Raw genomic sequence first — 15,918 nt, 5'->3', positions numbered from 1 at the left:
CCTCGTGTTCCCCCGGGGCAGTCCCCGGAGAACGGGTAGTGCCGTTAGTGCAGCCCGGGCTTCTGCGCCGCGCGCTGCAGTTTGACTTCGATGGAATCGACGCCTTCGGCGAATGACTCCAGGTTGGCCCACGCTTCGTTCAATCCGGCCACCAAGGACTGCACGGCCGCTGCGTCAAGTCCGTCCTCGAGGTACAGCACGACGCGAAGTTCGGGGCCGGCACCGCCGCCGGCAACCTGGCGTCCGTCCGCCGTGAATGAGGCGACCCCGGCACCGGGCCGGGTCTCCAAGCCCCGGACAGCCGGGAAAGCCGCCGCAGAAGAAGCGAGAGCCGACTCCAGTTGATCATCCTGGTACGACGGCGTCCAGTCCCGCTGCTGTGCCAACGCCCACACGGCCGGACGGCGGACCACGAACGTGAACTCCGACCCGGGATCCAGGACCAGCAACTGGGCGTCCTCGGAAACTGCGGAAAGGGCAGCACGGGCAGCGTAGACGGCTACCGGCCGTGCCCCCGCGTGCCACTTCTCGAGCGCGGCCGACGAGGTGAACACGGGCATTGCCGTTCGCCCGTCCGGTGCTTTGAGGGTTACCAACGCCATGTCGGCCTGCTTGTCGGCGTGGAGGCCATCCACCCCTTCAGCTTCCTCGGCGAGCGTGGCGACCACCGGAACGAAGACCCTCGCGGTCGCGAGGGATGCAACGACGGCGGCCTCGCTGCCCGAACCGTCAAGAAGGGACCGGAGAGCGGCAAGATAGCCGGCGTCGGCGGATCCGTCGTCATCCTCGAAGTTGTGGATTCTCGCGGCGTCCCCGCTCAGGCTGCGCCCGGCCCACGGTCGCCCTGCGGAATCAGTCGCTCCCCCGGCACCTGCCAGTGCCGCGGCGATGTGGCCCGGCAGTTCGCGTCGGGGTGCTTGGTTGTCCGGCATCAGCGGCGCCCGGCAACATCCAGGGCTTCGGGCAGGGTGAAGGCGCCGGCGTACAGAGCCTTACCCACGATCGCGCCCTCAACGCCGAGCGGGACCAATTCACGGAGGACCCGGAGGTCCTCCAAGCTAGAAATGCCGCCCGAGGCAACCACCGGTTTGCCGGTCTTTTCCACCATCTGGCGCAGAAGGTCAACGTTGGGGCCCTGCAAGGTGCCGTCCTTGGTCACATCAGTCACCACGTAGCGCGCGCAGCCGGCATCTTCCAGCCGGCCCAGCACCTCCCAGAGGTCGCCGCCCTCTTTGGTCCAGCCGCGTCCTGCAAGGGTGGTTCCGCGGACATCGAGTCCGACGGCGATCTTGTCGCCGAAACGCTCAATGGCGCGGCGGGTCCACTCCGGGTTCTCAAGGGCGGCCGTGCCGAGGTTGACCCGGGCCACACCGAGGCCGAGTGCCCGTTCCAGCGAGTCGTCGTCACGCAGGCCGCCGGACAGTTCCACCTTGACCGTCAACTGCGAGACAACCTCGCTGATGAGGTCGGCGTTGTTCCCGCGGCCGAACGCGGCATCCAGGTCCACCATGTGAACCCATTCGGCGCCGGCTTCCTGCCAGTTCAGGGCAGCTTCCAGCGGCGTTCCGTAACTGGTTTCGGATCCTGCTTCGCCTTGGAGGAGGCGGACCGCCTGGCCGTCGACGATGTCGACGGCGGGCAGGAGTTCCAGTACAGGCTGGGCGGAGGAAGTCATGAGTGTCCTTGATGTTGGTGGGAGCGCGGCTTATTTACCGGGGAGCGTCAGGAGATACGCAGCGAGCAGGGACATCCCGGCCAGCACGTAGAAAGATATGGAAACCCAGCGGGGCTTCTTCTGTTGGTGGAAGGAAATGCCGCCACCCACCAGAAGCCCGGCCAGGCCCATGAGGACTACGGACCACATTCAGGCGGCGCCTTCGGATCCGTCGCTGCCCGCGGGCGCGGTGCTTTCGGCCTGTGGCTTCCTCAGGCCGTCCACCCAGTTGCGCAGCAACCGTGCCCCGGCGTCACCGGACTTCTCAGGGTGGAACTGCGTAGCGCACAGCGGCCCGTTCTCCACGGCGGCAATGAAGCGGGCACCGTGTTCGGCCCACGTCACCTTCGGTGGTGCCATCCGCGGCTGGACGACGTCGAAGTTCCATTCCTGGACGCCGTAGGAATGGACGAAGTAGAAACGTTCGCCTTCCACGCCGTCAAAAAGCCTGGACCCCTCCGGCACGTCCACAGTGTTCCATCCCATGTGGGGAACAACCGGGGCCGGGAGGAGTTCTACTTTGCCCGGCCACTCGCCCATGCCTTCGGATTCGGTGCCGTGCTCCACTCCTGCCTCGAACAGGACCTGGAGGCCAACGCAAATGCCCAGCACGGGACGTCCGCCGGCCACACGACGGCCGATCATGCGGATACCGTCAACGGCTTTCAATTCCTTCATGACGGTTTCGAAGGCACCCACACCGGGGACCACCAGACCGTCGGCATTAAGGACATCTTCCGGCTTGGAGCTGAGGATCACATGCGCTCCGGCGCGTTCGAGTGCACGCACGGCCGAGCGCACGTTGCCGGAACCGTAGTCCAGTACGGTAACTGTCGGCTTGCCCTCGGGAGACTCCGGCTTGGCCGTAGCCGATGCATCGGCTACGGCTCCGTCCTTGAGGATCTGGTTGCTCATAGTGCTCCCTTCGTGGAGGGTATGCCCTCCACGCGCGGATCGGACTCAACAGCGGCACGCAGCGCGCGGGCGAAGGCCTTGAACTGGGCCTCCACGATGTGGTGGGGATCCCGACCGGCCAGGACGCTCATGTGGAGGCAGATGCCGGCGTGGAGAGTGATTGCCTCGAAGACGTGACGTGTCAGGGATCCAGTGAAGTGTCCGCCGATCAAGTGGTATTCCTGCCCTGCCGGTTCGCCGCCGTGGACGAGGTAGGGCCTGCCGGATACATCCACGACCGCGTGCGCCAGCGCTTCATCGAGGGGAACGGTGGCTTCGCCGAAACGACGGATTCCGGCCTTGTTGCCCAAGGCCGTGCGCAGGACCTCTCCGAAAGTGATGGCCACGTCTTCCACCGTGTGGTGGGCATCGATGTGGGTATCGCCCGTAGCCTTCACGGTCATGTCGATGAGCGAGTGCTTGCACAACGCCGTCAGCATGTGGTCGTAGAACGGCACCGACGTGCTGATATCGGAGACGCCGGAGCCGTCGAGGTTGATCTCCACCAGCACGGAGGATTCGCTGGTGGTGCGCTCCATGCGCGCGGTACGGGCAGCGGACGGCGTTGAACCGGTTTCGCTCATGGGGGGAACGTCCTTCAAACAGAGGGGTGGATCTATGGACAAGTCTAGTTGGGCCAGGGACTACTTGGATTCCAGAAAGGACTCCAGCGCTTCCAGGAAGGCCGTGGTTTCCGCCTCGGTCCCGGCCGTGACGCGCAGGTGGCCGGGGATACCGACGTCCCGGATCAGCACGCCGGCATCAAGCAAGCCCTGCCATACCTCGTGCGGGTTCTCCAAGCCGCCGAAGAACACGTAGTTGGAGTCCGACGCCGCGGGCTTGAGGCCCATTCGAAGGAGCTCTGTGACGATCCGGTCCCGCTGCACCTTAATATCCTCGACGTCGGCCATCAGGGCTTCACGGTGACGCAGAGCGGCGAGGGCCGTAGCCTGCGTGACGGCAGAGAGGTGGTAGGGCAAGCGGACAAGCCTGATCGCATCGGTCACCTCGGGAGCAGCCGCCATGTAACCCAACCGGGCTCCGGCAAGAGCGAAAGCCTTGCTCATGGTCCGGGAGACGATCAAGCGCTCCCTCCCGGGCAACAGGGTCAAGGCGCTCGGGGTGTTGTCGTGGGCGAACTCGTGATAAGCCTCGTCCACGATCACGATTGCCTGGCTGGATTCACCCGCTTCATAGACAGCCTCCACGACGTCCAGTCCAAGGCCGGTACCCGTCGGGTTGTTCGGGGAGCAAAGGAAGACGATGTTGGCGCCGGTTTCGGCGACCTGCCTGGCCGCTGAGGCTGCATCCAGACCGTAGTCATCCGCCCGGACACCGCGGACGTATTCAGTATCGGTTCCGCTGGCAAGCAACGGATACATGGAATACGTGGGCGGGAAGCCCAACGCTTTACGGCCCGGGCCCCCGAAGGCCTGGAGTATTTGCTGCAAAACTTCGTTTGAGCCGTTGGCCGCCCAGATGTTACCGGGAGTAAGTCCATGGCCGAGGTACTCTGCCAGCGCTTCCCGGAGTTCGGTGAATTCACGGTCCGGGTAGCGATTCAGCCCGGTGGCCGCCGCCGCGACGGCTTCGGTGATGGCCGCCTGAACATCGGCAGGAACACCATGGGTGTTTTCGTTCACGTTGAGCAAAATCGGGACATCAAGCTGCGGAGCGCCATAGGGGCTCAGTCCACGCAGGTTGGTCCGGAGGGGAAGTCGGTCGAGTCGCTCAAGCTGGTCAGTCACTACAACAGTTTAAGGGTCCGGCCGAAGTGCCCTGTAACTGTGACACCGAGCCCGGTCCTTGGAAACCTTTCCGGTGGGCTAGCCGGCAGGGACGAACAGCTGCTGGCCGGGCTGGATCCGGCCTCCGCGGAGATCATTGAGCTCGATGATTTCCGCAATCACGTCGCGGGGGTCCCGTTGGGGCGCAGCAGCTCCCGCGATTCCCCAGAGGGACTGACCCGGCTGAACCGTCACACTCACTGCGACAGGAGGCTGAAGCTGCGCCTGGCTGTCCGATGCCTTTGCCGGCGAGTTGAGGAAGCCCGCCAGGCTGAGGAGCGCGGCAACCAGGAGCATTGCGGGAATGCCGAAGAAGACCATCCTGCCGCGCCGCGTCAGCTTAATGCGCGCGGGGGCGGGGATGGAGCGGAAATCGTGGAACGTAACAGCGGACATGAGCCTGAGCCCTCCTGAAGGATTGCCTGCGCCGGCGGTGAACCGCACAGACTTGCCAATTCTCTGTGTGCACCCGCCCCGGCGTTCGAACATCCTTCGAACATCGGCAACGGTTTATAGAACACATATTCGAACCTTGCTATGACATTTTTAGCACTTATCAACGAATGGTGTCGAGACTCGCTAGAACAAATGTTTGATAAACGCCCGTGCCTGACCTACGTTTGAGTGAAGAAACAGGCACAGATTCAGTGCATCAGGAGGGTCTGACATTTTTGGGCCCGGCATCTTCGGGCATCAATGGACCAGGCCCGGGCGGAACGGAAGGGCATTGGCGAACATGGCAGCAAAAGCCACAGGAGGCAGGGCATCCCTGCGCAGCCAACAGGCCCCCAAAGCCCCCAAGAGCCCCACCGTCCGGCAGAAGAAAATCCTCGAGACCATCCAGCGGTCGGTCAATGACAACGGGTATCCACCCAGCATGCGCGAGATCGGGGATACCGTAGGCCTCGCCAGCCTCTCCAGTGTTACCCATCAGCTATCCCAGCTTGAGAAGCTTGGTTACCTCCGCCGTGATCCCAGGCGTCCGCGTGCCATGGAGGTCCTCATGCCCCTGACGTTGGACAGCGGCGCCGGCATTCCCGGGGTGGAGGCTCCCGGCACACTGCTCAGCAGCGGCGGTTTGGATGTCACCTCGCTGGCGACTGCCAGTGACACCGCCATGGTGCCCTTGGTAGGACGGATCGCGGCCGGCGGCCCGATCCTCGCCGATCAATCCGTGGAGGACGTCGTCCCGCTCCCCCGGCAATTGGTTGGCCACGGCGAACTGTTCATGCTCAAAGTCGCGGGTGACTCGATGATCGATGCCGCGATCTGCGACGGCGACTGGGTGGTGGTCCGCCGTCAGAACGACGCCGTCAACGGCGACATCGTGGCCGCCCTGCTTGATGACGAAGCGACCGTTAAGACCTTCCGCCAGCGCGACGGGCACACCTGGCTGCTCCCCCAAAACACGCAGTACGAACCCATCCTCGGCGATCAGGCCACCATCATGGGCAAGGTCGTTTCGGTGCTGCGCTCCCTCTAAGGGTCCTGCTTCGCCAACCGCCCCAAAGCTCCCTGCACTACCTTGCGGTCCGTCGTCGTCCAGAATGGCGGGAGTGCGGCACGCAGGAAGCCGCCGTACCTTTCCGTGGAGAGCCGGGAGTCGAGAACGGCAACCACGCCTTTGTCCCCTGTCGACCGGATGAGGCGCCCGGCGCCCTGCGCCAACCGAATGGCCGCATGCGTTGCTGAGACCGCCATGAATCCGTTACCACCGGACTGTGCCACCGCCCGGGAGCGTGCGGTCATGAGCGGATCGTCCGGCCGCGGGAAGGGGATGCGGTCGATGACAACGAGGCGGCAGGAACCACCCGGAACATCCACCCCCTGCCACAGGGACATCGTGCCGAAGAGACAGGTGTCCGGTTCATCGGAGAATTGCTTCACAAGCGCCGCCATGGTGGATTCGCCCTGGCACAGGATGTCCACGTCCAAACGCGACCGCATGGCATCAGCCGCCTCTTCCGCCGCGCGCCGCGAGGAGAAAAGGCACAGCGCTCCCCCACCGGATGCCCGAATGAGGTCTTCGAGTTCGTCCAGGGCTTCCGGCGACGTGCCCCTGCCCGGCTTCGGCAAGTGCTGGGCGACATACAAAACACCCTGCTTGGGGTAGTCGAAGGGGGACCCGACGTCCAGCCCCGTCCAGCTGGGCGCGCCGTCCCCCACCAGTCCCAATCCGCCGGCGGCCGGTTCGAAGGCCGAACCGATGGCAAGCGTAGCGGAGGTCAACACGACTATGTGATCGGCAAACAGTCCTTCACGGAGACGCCCTGCGACGCTCAGCGGTGCGACGTTGATGAGCGCAGGTGCGGAGTCATCGGGCTGGGAGTAGCCCTGCTGCGGATCGAAAGCAGCGTTCCTGGAGAACCAGACCACCTCCCGGTTTTCCTTCGCCGTGAGCAGCCTCTCGCAGAGTTCCAGGATGAGCATCAGGCGCGACCGCGCAAGCTGCCGTCCGCCGTCGACGGCGTTGGAGGAGTCCGTTTTGGAATCGGACAGCGCGGCGCGCGTGGCGTCCCGCAGCTGGTCGAGGCAGTCGAGCAGCTCGTCGTTCAAGCCGTTCGGCTGCAAGCCGCTGGGAACCCCCACCAGCGCCAGATCCAGGCGATCCGCAGCGGCATTCAAGGCGTCGACGGTAATGGCTGTGTGCTTGCGGGCACTGGACGCAGCGGCGTGGACCATGGCCACCGATAGCTGCCCGGATACCGCTCCGGTAACCCGGTCCTGCAGTTCATGGGCCTCATCGACCACCACGACGTCATACTCGGGCAGCACGGCCAGGCCCTCGAAAGCACTGACGGCAAGCATCGCGTGGTTGGTGACCACGACGTCCGCTTCCGCGGCCTTGGCCCGTGCCAACTCGCTGAAGCACTCCTCGGCGAGGGGACACTTCTGCGCCCCCAGGCATTCCATGGACGTGACCGAAACCTGTCTCCACGCCCTGTCCGTAACGCCGGGCATGAGCTCATCCCGGTCGCCTGTGGCCGTCTTGCCGGCCCACTCCCGCAGCCGAAGGACTTCCTTGCCCAACTGCGACGACGCCCCGCCCACCGAGGCCGCAAAGTGCGGCACGCTGGTGTCCTCTCCGAGCGAGAAAAGCTGCCCCTCGGAGGGTTCCTCGCTGGGGAAGCCTCCTTCGAGCTTCTGCAGGCAAACGTAGTTCGCCCGTCCTTTGACGAGCGCCACGTTGACCGGGCGCTCCAAGGCGGGAGTGATGGTCTCCAGCAGGCGGGGCAGATCCCTGCCCACGATCTGGGTCTGGAGTGCCAAAGTGGCGGTGGAAACCAGCGTCGGCTTGTTGCTGTCCATGGAATGGGCAATCAACGGGATCAGGTAGGCCAGCGACTTACCTGTGCCCGTCCCTGCCTGGACCAGCAGATGTTCGCCGGACTCGATGGCCCGGGTCACATGCTTTGCCATTTCCTGCTGCCCGGGGCGGCTCTGGCCACCCAAACCGGCAACAGCCTTCTCCAGCAGTTCGAGGGTAAACCTCTCCCCTGCCGATTCAGCGGTCTCCGCCGCCACCTGCTCAACCATTGGTGACGAATGACTCCAACTCGGCGGCCAAGCCTTCGTGGACCATCGCCACCACCCGCGTACCGCTTTCCTCGTGTTCGATGCTGAGGATATCGGCATCGGGGCTGTGCAGCCTGTTGATCAGTTCGCCGCGCTCATACGGGATGAGCAGCTCCAACCGGACTCCCGGGCGCGGAATGGCCTGGCTGATGGTTTCCAGGAGCTCCTGGATCCCCTGCCCCGTGCGGGTGGAGACAACCGCGTGGCGTGGCTCCTTCTGCTTCAGGCGCTCCACTACGAACGGATCCGCCACGTCCACCTTGTTAAGGACAATGATTTCCGGAACCTTGCGGGCATCAACCTCGCTGAAGACGGCCCGGACTGCAGCGATCTGGCCTTCAGGGTCCGGGTGCGATGCGTCGACGACGTGCAGGATCAGGTCCGCGTCCGCCACTTCTTCCAGCGTGGAACGGAACGCTTCCACCAACTGCGTCGGGAGGGAACGGACGAACCCAACGGTGTCCGCCAAGGTGTACCCGATGCCGTCCGGGGTCTGCGCCTTCCGCACAGTGGGGTCAAGCGTGGCGAACAGTGCGTTCTCCACCAGGACGCCGGCGTCTGTCAGGCGGTTGAGCAGCGAGGACTTGCCGGCGTTCGTGTAGCCGGCAATTGCTACCGACGGCACGGAATTACGACGGCGGTTGGCGCGCTTGGTCTCGCGCGCCGGCTTCATCGCGGCGATTTCCCGCCGCAACTTCGCCATGCGGGTCCGGATCCGGCGGCGATCAAGTTCGATCTTGGTTTCACCGGGGCCACGGGAGCCCATACCGGCCCCGGCGCCACCCACCTGGCCACCGGCCTGGCGGGACATCGATTCGCCCCAGCCACGAAGCCGCGGGAGCAGGTATTCCAGCTGGGCAAGCTCCACCTGTGCCTTGCCTTCACGGCTCTTGGCGTGCTGGGCGAAGATATCCAGGATCAGCGTCGTGCGGTCCACTACTTTGACCTTCACGATGTCTTCAAGGCCTCGGCGCTGTGATGGGGAGAGCTCGGTGTCCACCACAACGGTGTCCGCGCCCGTTGCCGCCACAATAGCTTTCAGTTCCTGGGCTTTTCCGGAGCCGAGAAACGTCCCGGGGTCCGGCTTGGTGCGGCGTTGGACGATTCCGTCGAGGACTTCCGAACCTGCCGTCTCTGCCAGCGCAGCCAGCTCACGGAGCGAGTTCTCGGCGTCAGCCAAGGTGCCTTCGGTCCACAGTCCGGCGAGGACCACCCGTTCGAGGCGCAACTGCCGGTATTCAACTTCGGTGACGTCTTCGAGTTCGGTTGAAAGGCCTGCTGTTCGGCGCAGTGCCCGACGCTCGGCCAGGTCTTCCTGCTCGCCGTCGTAAACGCTGTGCTCTTCCTCAAGCGCGGAGATTGCCTGGGCCTTGCCAAGGACGCCTTTGGCGTCGGTATCCCCGGATGCCCCTGCGGGTACATCCTTGGACAGAATCCGGTCGATGACGGCCTGGATTTCTTCAGGACTCATGTCCTGGGCGTCGGAATCGGATCCGGAGTGCTTCTGGGTGGTCATGGTCTCCTTAGACTGTTCGGCAATTCCAGAATAATGCTGATTGGTGTCTTTCGCGTGAGTATTCGCGCTGGGCTGACGGGCCTGGGCCAAAAAGGGCCTCCTGTTGGTTCGTATGGCAGCGGATAAGGGTGCTGCCCGACTCTGTGGTGGTCCGCGGTGGAGGGTCCGTCAGGTCCGTGTGAAGAAAGCCTGATACTCCGGCTTACCCGGCGTGGACATCCCGCACCCGTCCGGAGGAACCGGAAAGGCGACACTGGAGCGCTGGAAAGCGGAGTTGAAGTGATCTTCCGAGGGCCGTGAAACCCGCCGGGCGGAATGGCCATGCGTGTCATGTGTACGCAGGCGAACGTCGCGGGGCGGTGCCGATGATTGGCGGGCTGTTCTGCCGGATATTCGGCAGGCTACTCAAAGATCAAGAACATGCCTCCAAGACTATCAGCCGTGTCAAATTGGCCCGGCCACGGTGGAGGCGACGGCAGGGGCAACGTCTGGCTTGGGCCCAGGCACCACAGTTTCCCATGCCGCCCAACGCCAACTAATCTGGCAAATTATGGAGTCTGCACACTATTTCAGCGCCCAACCGGCCGGACCGTTTACCCGCAAGCCCCTCACCGTGGAACTTGCAGGCGCACCCAGGCATCTGCAGACCTCCACAGGCATCTTCAGTCCGGACGGCATCGACAAAGGAACCGCTGTCCTCCTGGGCGAAGTGCCGGATCCTTCGCCGCAGGGGAACCTGCTGGATATTGGCTGCGGTTGGGGTCCCATCGCGCTGACCATGGCCCTGAAGTCGCCGTCGGCCCAGGTGCATGCGGTTGACGTCAATGAGCGCTGCATCGCGCTGACCAACGAGAACGCTGCATCGCTTGGCCTCGGGAACGTCAAGGCGAGCCTGCCGGAGGACGTGCCGGCCGACGTCGAATTCGACACCATCTGGTCCAACCCGCCGATCCGCATCGGCAAGGATGAACTGCACCGGCTCCTGCTGACCTGGCTTCCGCGGTTGGCGCCGGGCGGCAACGCGTGGCTCGTGGTTCAAAAGAACCTTGGCTCGGATTCCCTGCAGCGCTGGCTGGCCGGCGAACTGGACGATTCCTTTGCGGTGTCCCGGGAAAGCACGTCCAAGTCCTTTAGGATCCTCAGGGTCAGGCGAGCGTCCCGCTAGCCACAATAACCGCGGGGCCGCTGAGCTCGACGCGCTCGCGGCCGTCCCCGCCCGGGAAGAACTTCACGTCAACCACGCCGCCCGGCACATTGACGTGCCAAGCGTTCGGTGCCGTGTTCCCGGCCCAGTGACGGATGGCGACGGCGGCCGCGCACGCTCCGGTGCCGCATGACTGGGTTTCGCCCACACCACGCTCGTGCACCCTCATGGTGATGGTGCCGAAGCCATCGTGAACCAGCGGCTCTGCCGGAACCACGAATTCGACGTTGGTCCCGTTGGCCGGCTTGGGGTCAACCACCGGGGCCTTGAAAAGCTGCGTTGCGGCGAGCTCGCTAAGCTCCGCCAAAGCGACCACTGTATGCGGATTGCCCATGCTCACCGAGAGTCCCGGTCGGGCTACTTCCAGGCCATCGGCGCTGACCAGCGCATCCATGGCCTTCGACGTGGCCTCGGTCGGGAAAACGAACTCCCACGGACCCATATCCACTGCGTAGCCATTGTCCGAGCGCGCGATCTTCTTGATCCCGCCGCGGGTACCGATAGTCAGTGCCTCACCCGGTCCCAGGTCCACCAAACCCTGGTCTATGAGGAAGTGCACAAATACACGCACTCCGTTGCCGCACATCTCGGACAGGGAACCGTCCCCATTGCGGTAGTCCATGAACCATTCAGCGGAAGCGTCCTGCTCCAGCAGCGCCCGGCCTTCGGGAAGGTCGCGTGAAGGAACAGCGCGGATCAGCCCGTCCCCACCGATGCCGCGGTGCCTGTCGCACAGGGCGGCCACCTGTTCCGGGGTGATGTCGTGGACAGCACCGGGATCGGCGATCAGCACAAAGTCGTTTCCCGTGCCATGGCCCTTCGAAAACGCCACACCTGACAGGCTGGCGGCGGTCATGGGGAGCTCGGCAGCGGCGGACTGCCGGGCGGAAACTGCGGGGGTCTGATCCATGGGACTAGGCTACCTGCCACGGGTGGACGGCCAGAAATTATCCTGCCTCCGCAAGGGCCACAGCTTTGGCCACCAGATCCGTGTCCTTCCAGTCAAGCCAGCTGATCCGGGGATCGGCGCGGAACCATGTGAGCTGGCGACGCGCAAATTGCCGGGTAGCGATGATCGTGGCCTCTGCCGCCTCTGCAACGCTCCAGTCGCCGTCGAGCACTTTCAAGAACTGTGCGTAGCCCAGCGCGCGGGAAGCGGTCTTCCCCCGCCTCAATCCGGCAGCGTCAAGGCGTTCCACTTCCTCCAGGAGCCCAGCATCAACCATCCGGTGGACCCGCGCTGCCAAGCGCTCCCGCAACTCTTCCCGATCCACGGAAAGCCCGATCTGGAGTGCCGGCTGGAAGTACTGGCGTTGCGGCATGAAGGAACTGAAGGGCCGGCCTGTCAGTTCATATACTTCCAGTGCCCTGATGACGCGCCGGGCATCCCCCAGCCGAGCGGCCGAGTCCGGATCCACTGCCTGAAGCCGTTCCCGTAATGGCATGAGTCCCCGTGCTTCGTATTCGCCCTCCAGACGCTTGCGCAGCTCCGGATCGGTACCCGGGAACTCCAGGACGTCCAAGGCCGCACGCACGTAGAGACCGGAGCCGCCAACCATGATCGGCTGCTTTCCCCGGTGCCGGATGTCACGAATGGCAGCCCTGCATTCCTGCTGGAAGTCGGCCACGCTGGCTTCTTCAGTCACTTCCATGGTGTCCAGCAGGTGGTGGCGAACGCCTTTGCGTTCTTCCACCGTGATTTTGGCCGTGCCGATGTCCATGCCCCGGTAGAACTGGAGGGCATCTGCATTAATGACCTCCCCGTCGAGGGCCAAGGCAAGTTCCACCCCCAGGTCCGACTTGCCCGAACCTGTGGGGCCCACGACGGCGATGACAGGAAAAGACGGCACATTACTGCCAACGACGGACATGGATCTACCCCTGGCTAGGCCCGACGGGCCGGAATGGCGGGCATGCCCAGCGAAACACCGGCCTTTCCGGAACCGGTACCTGGCGCCGGTACACCGCAGGACTCGGCCTGCGAACGGTCCCAAGCGTCGCCTGCCCTGGACCGGCGCAGGATGTAACCCTCGGGTCCGGCAGGGTCCGCAACCAAGTGGAATGCCGCGGCCTCAGTAATAGTGACTTTGACGAAATCGCCGGGACGGGGTGCTTCTGCGCCCTCCGGGACGGAGAAGTGCACCAAGCGTTGGTCTTTGGCACGGCCGGACAGGCGGTGCGTCTCCCCTGCTTTCCGGCCCGACTGGGCGGTCACCAGGACCTCGACCTGCCTGCCAAGCTGCTTGGCATTCTCCTCGGCTGCAATGCGGTCCTGAAGCGCGGTCAAGCGCTCGTAACGTTCCTGGACCACGGCTTTGGGGAGCTGTTCGGGCAACTCGGCAGCGGGGGTTCCCGGACGCTTGGAGTACTGGAAGGTGAAGGCCGACGCGAAGCGGGACTTCTCCACGACGTCCAGGGTGGCCTGGAAATCTTCTTCCGTCTCACCCGGGAAACCCACGATGATGTCCGTGGAGATGGCTGCTTGCGGAATCCGGTCCCTGACCTTGTCCAGGATGCCCAGGAACCTGCTGGAACGGTACGAGCGCCTCATGTCCTTAAGGACCTTGTCGGAGCCGGACTGGAGCGGCATGTGCAGCTGTGGCATGACGTTGGGTGTCTCCGCCATGGCCTCAATAACGTCATCAGTGAAGGCGGCGGGGTGGGGACTCGTGAAACGGACGCGTTCCAGCCCTGCGATCTGGCCGCATGCACGCAACAGCTTTGAGAACGCCTGGCGGTCACCGAATTCCACGCCGTAGGAGTTCACGTTTTGGCCGAGAAGAGTTACTTCCACGGCGCCGTCGTCAACCAGTGCCTGGATTTCGGCAAGGATCTCGCCGGGGCGGCGGTCCTTCTCTTTGCCGCGGAGTGAAGGCACGATGCAAAACGTGCAGGTGTTGTTGCATCCGACCGAGATGGAAACCCATCCCGAGTACACGGAATCACGCTTGGTGGGAAGCGTGGACGGGAACACATCCAGGGACTCGAGGATTTCAAGCTGGGCTTCGTTGTTGTGCCGTGCCCTGTTCAGGAGGGCGGGAAGGGCGCCCACATTGTGCGTACCAAAAACGGCGTCCACCCACGGTGCTTTGCGCACAATGGTTTCCCGATCCTTCTGGGCCAGGCATCCACCCACCGCGATCTGCATTCCGGGGTTGGCTGCCTTGACCTGGCGGAGTTGTCCCAGGTTTCCGTAGAGCTTGTTGTCCGCATTCTCCCGCACCGCGCAGGTGTTGAACACGATGACGTCGGCAAACTCCCCGTCCGCCGGAACATAGCCGGCTTCTTCCAAGAGACCGGACATGCGCTCGGAATCATGGACGTTCATCTGGCAACCGAAGGTCCGGACCTGGTACGTCCTGGGCTCCACGGAGGGTGCAGCCTCCTGAAGCGACCCAGGTACCAGGGAAGGCTGCGTGGAATCTTGTGCAGGGGATGGAATGGTCAAACTCACTACTCAAGGGTACCGGCTTCTGCCAGCACCTCACCGACGATACTGAAGGCCAGTGAAGGGGAATAGCCCTTGCGCGCGAGCATGGAGGCCAACCGGCGTGTGTACTTGTCCCGCTCAGCCCGGTCGGTCAAATCCATGCCCGGCCTCAACTTCCGCTGGACAAGCTCGCGCGCTGCAAGTTCCTCGTCCTTGTCCGAGACCTGGGCCAAGGCTTCCTCGGCATCTTCGAGTTCGATGCCTTTGTCAGCCAGTTCCCGTCGCAGGGCGCCCTTGGCGAGCTTCTTGGTCTGCGATCGGCTTCGTACCCACATGCGGGCGAACTCAGCGTCGTCGATGAGCTGGACTTCCTCAAAGCGATCGAGAACAGCCTCGGCAACGTGCTCAGGCACTTTACGTTCGGCAAGCTTCCGTGCCAGTTGGAGCCGGCTCCGCGGCGCCATCGTCAATTGCCTCAAAACGATGGCGCGCGCCACAGATTCCGGGTCCGGTTCCGGATCGGCAGCAACCGGCGAATCCGGATCCGGCCCGTTCCTAACCGTCAACGGCCTTCAGCTTGGGCGATTCCTCTTCGGGCTTCACGCCGACGCCAAGCTTTTCCTTGATGAGGCGTTCCAGCTCTTGGGCAAGCTCAGGGTTGTCTCGCAGGAAGCGGCGTGAGTTCTCCATGCCCTGACCGAGCTGATCGCCGTCGTAGGTGAACCAGGATCCCGACTTCTTGATGATTCCGTGTTCCACGCCCATGTCGATGATGCCGCCTTCGCGCGAGATCCCCTGGCCGTAGATGATGTCGAACTCGGCAACCTTGAAGGGCGGAGCCATCTTGTTCTTGACGATCTTTGCCTTGGTCCGGTTACCGACGGAATCGGCGCCTTCCTTCAGCGTCTGGATGCGGCGGACGTCGATACGCACTGAGGCATAGAACTTCAGTGCCTTACCACCGGTGGTGGTTTCCGGCGATCCGAAGAAGACGCCGATCTTCTCACGGAGCTGGTTGATGAAGATCGCGGTGGTCTTGGTCTGGCTCAAGCGACCGGTGATCTTTCGAAGGGCCTGGCTCATGAGGCGCGCCTGGAGGCCAACGTGGGAATCGCCCATCTCGCCCTCGATTTCAGCGCGGGGAACCAGCGCAGCCACGGAGTCAATGACGATGATGTCCAGCGAGCCGGAGCCCACCAGCATGTCCATGATTTCCAGCGCCTGTTCACCGGTGTCCGGCTGTGAAACCAGCAGGGCGTCCGTGTCTACGCCAAGCTTCGCGGCGTAATCGGGATCCAGGGCGTGTTCGGCGTCAATGAAGGCCGCGATGCCGCCGTTACGCTGTGCATTGGCTACAGCATGCAGGGCGACGGTGGTCTTACCGGAAGACTCCGGTCCATAGATTTCCACGACCCTGCCGCGCGGGAGCCCGCCGATGCCAAGCGCCACGTCCAGGGCAATGGAACCGGTGGGAATGACCTCGATCGGAGCGCGGGTGTCATCACCCAGGCGCATGATGGAGCCTTTGCCGAACTGCTTGTCGATCTGGGCAAGCGCTGCCTCGAGCGCCTTCTCACGATCCGGGGTTGCCGCCATGGTTCACACCTCTGATGCTTTCTCGCTGTGGAGTGGCCTGAACGGCCGCTTTCCTGTCACGTCTGACGCTAGTGCGGCGCTCTGACATTTTTAGCTGCCCGCTTGGCCTATGTGGAAAACAAGGGCCGCCGGAGCGTGGAA

Annotated in this window: 16 protein-coding genes; 2 read left to right on the top strand and 14 right to left on the bottom strand. The window is 63.8% G+C overall.

What is annotated here, in order from left to right; genetic code table 11:
* Window positions 1-44 precede the first annotated feature (44 nt).
* From OCL88_RS03880 to OCL88_RS03850, 7 genes are all read right to left on the bottom strand, one after another.
* Window positions 45-932 carry an SseB family protein gene (locus OCL88_RS03880; protein ID WP_264961688.1) on the bottom strand — a complete coding sequence of 296 codons (888 nt, stop codon included), beginning with the start codon at window positions 930-932 and terminating at the stop codon, window positions 45-47.
* Window positions 932-1,675, bottom strand: coding sequence for a bifunctional 1-(5-phosphoribosyl)-5-((5-phosphoribosylamino)methylideneamino)imidazole-4-carboxamide isomerase/phosphoribosylanthranilate isomerase PriA (priA, locus tag OCL88_RS03875; protein ID WP_264961687.1), 744 nt, complete (start codon window positions 1,673-1,675; stop codon window positions 932-934). The genes OCL88_RS03880 and priA overlap by 1 nt, the downstream gene beginning before the upstream one ends.
* A gap of 30 nt (window positions 1,676-1,705) precedes the next feature.
* Window positions 1,706-1,864, bottom strand: coding sequence for a hypothetical protein (locus tag OCL88_RS03870; protein ID WP_021474316.1), 159 nt, complete (start codon window positions 1,862-1,864; stop codon window positions 1,706-1,708).
* Window positions 1,865-2,629: an imidazole glycerol phosphate synthase subunit HisH gene (hisH, locus tag OCL88_RS03865; RefSeq protein ID WP_021474317.1), complete on the bottom strand. Its 765-nt coding sequence runs from the start codon at window positions 2,627-2,629 to the stop codon at window positions 1,865-1,867. It lies immediately after the preceding gene.
* Window positions 2,626-3,252, bottom strand: coding sequence for an imidazoleglycerol-phosphate dehydratase HisB (gene hisB / locus OCL88_RS03860; RefSeq protein ID WP_264961686.1), 627 nt, complete (start codon window positions 3,250-3,252; stop codon window positions 2,626-2,628). Before hisB ends, hisH begins: the two co-directional genes overlap by 4 nt.
* A gap of 60 nt (window positions 3,253-3,312) precedes the next feature.
* Complete coding sequence (locus OCL88_RS03855; protein ID WP_264961685.1) at window positions 3,313-4,416, bottom strand: histidinol-phosphate transaminase; 1,104 nt, start codon at window positions 4,414-4,416, stop codon at window positions 3,313-3,315.
* Window positions 4,417-4,494: 78 nt separating this feature from the next.
* Window positions 4,495-4,851 carry a LysM peptidoglycan-binding domain-containing protein gene (locus OCL88_RS03850; protein WP_264961684.1) on the bottom strand — a complete coding sequence of 119 codons (357 nt, stop codon included), beginning with the start codon at window positions 4,849-4,851 and terminating at the stop codon, window positions 4,495-4,497.
* A 340-nt stretch (window positions 4,852-5,191) separates the two neighbouring features.
* Between OCL88_RS03850 and lexA the strand changes: the two genes are divergently transcribed.
* Window positions 5,192-5,938, top strand: coding sequence for a transcriptional repressor LexA (lexA, locus tag OCL88_RS03845; RefSeq protein WP_264961683.1), 747 nt, complete (start codon window positions 5,192-5,194; stop codon window positions 5,936-5,938).
* Here the strand turns inward: lexA and OCL88_RS03840 are convergent.
* Complete coding sequence (locus tag OCL88_RS03840) at window positions 5,935-7,992, bottom strand: ATP-dependent DNA helicase (protein ID WP_264961682.1); 2,058 nt, start codon at window positions 7,990-7,992, stop codon at window positions 5,935-5,937. The two genes, lexA and OCL88_RS03840, sit on opposite strands and share 4 nt — an antisense overlap.
* On the bottom strand, window positions 7,985-9,547 hold the full coding sequence (hflX, locus tag OCL88_RS03835) for a GTPase HflX (protein ID WP_264961681.1): 1,563 nt from the start codon (window positions 9,545-9,547) through the stop codon (window positions 7,985-7,987). Before hflX ends, OCL88_RS03840 begins: the two co-directional genes overlap by 8 nt.
* A gap of 550 nt (window positions 9,548-10,097) precedes the next feature.
* Between hflX and OCL88_RS03830 the strand changes: the two genes are divergently transcribed.
* A complete protein-coding gene (locus OCL88_RS03830) occupies window positions 10,098-10,712 on the top strand; it encodes a class I SAM-dependent methyltransferase (protein ID WP_264961680.1) in 615 nt (204 codons plus the stop codon).
* Here OCL88_RS03830 and dapF read toward each other — a convergent pair.
* The 5 genes from dapF to recA are packed head-to-tail and all read right to left on the bottom strand — an operon-like array spanning window position 10,693 to window position 15,777.
* Window positions 10,693-11,661 (bottom strand): diaminopimelate epimerase, encoded by a 969-nt coding sequence (dapF, locus tag OCL88_RS03825; RefSeq protein WP_264961679.1) that lies wholly within the window; start codon window positions 11,659-11,661, stop codon window positions 10,693-10,695. The genes OCL88_RS03830 and dapF overlap by 20 nt on opposite strands.
* A 37-nt stretch (window positions 11,662-11,698) precedes the next feature.
* On the bottom strand, window positions 11,699-12,622 hold the full coding sequence (miaA, locus tag OCL88_RS03820) for a tRNA (adenosine(37)-N6)-dimethylallyltransferase MiaA (RefSeq protein WP_264961678.1): 924 nt from the start codon (window positions 12,620-12,622) through the stop codon (window positions 11,699-11,701).
* Between the two features lie 14 nt (window positions 12,623-12,636).
* Window positions 12,637-14,205, bottom strand: coding sequence for a tRNA (N6-isopentenyl adenosine(37)-C2)-methylthiotransferase MiaB (gene miaB, locus OCL88_RS03815; protein WP_410868071.1), 1,569 nt, complete (start codon window positions 14,203-14,205; stop codon window positions 12,637-12,639).
* On the bottom strand, window positions 14,205-14,747 hold the full coding sequence (locus OCL88_RS03810; RefSeq protein WP_410868070.1) for a regulatory protein RecX: 543 nt from the start codon (window positions 14,745-14,747) through the stop codon (window positions 14,205-14,207). The genes miaB and OCL88_RS03810 overlap by 1 nt, the downstream gene beginning before the upstream one ends.
* Entirely contained in the window at window positions 14,737-15,777 is a 1,041-nt protein-coding gene (recA, locus tag OCL88_RS03805; protein ID WP_166184007.1) for a recombinase RecA, read from the bottom strand. Before recA ends, OCL88_RS03810 begins: the two co-directional genes overlap by 11 nt.
* Between the last annotated feature and the right edge of the window lie 141 nt (window positions 15,778-15,918).

The organism is Paenarthrobacter sp. PAE-2, assembly GCF_026013155.1.
In the GTDB taxonomy this organism is placed as follows: domain Bacteria; phylum Actinomycetota; class Actinomycetes; order Actinomycetales; family Micrococcaceae; genus Arthrobacter; species Arthrobacter ureafaciens.
Note: the sequence above shows the minus strand (reverse complement) of the source record. Positions and strands in the feature narration are given on the sequence as shown.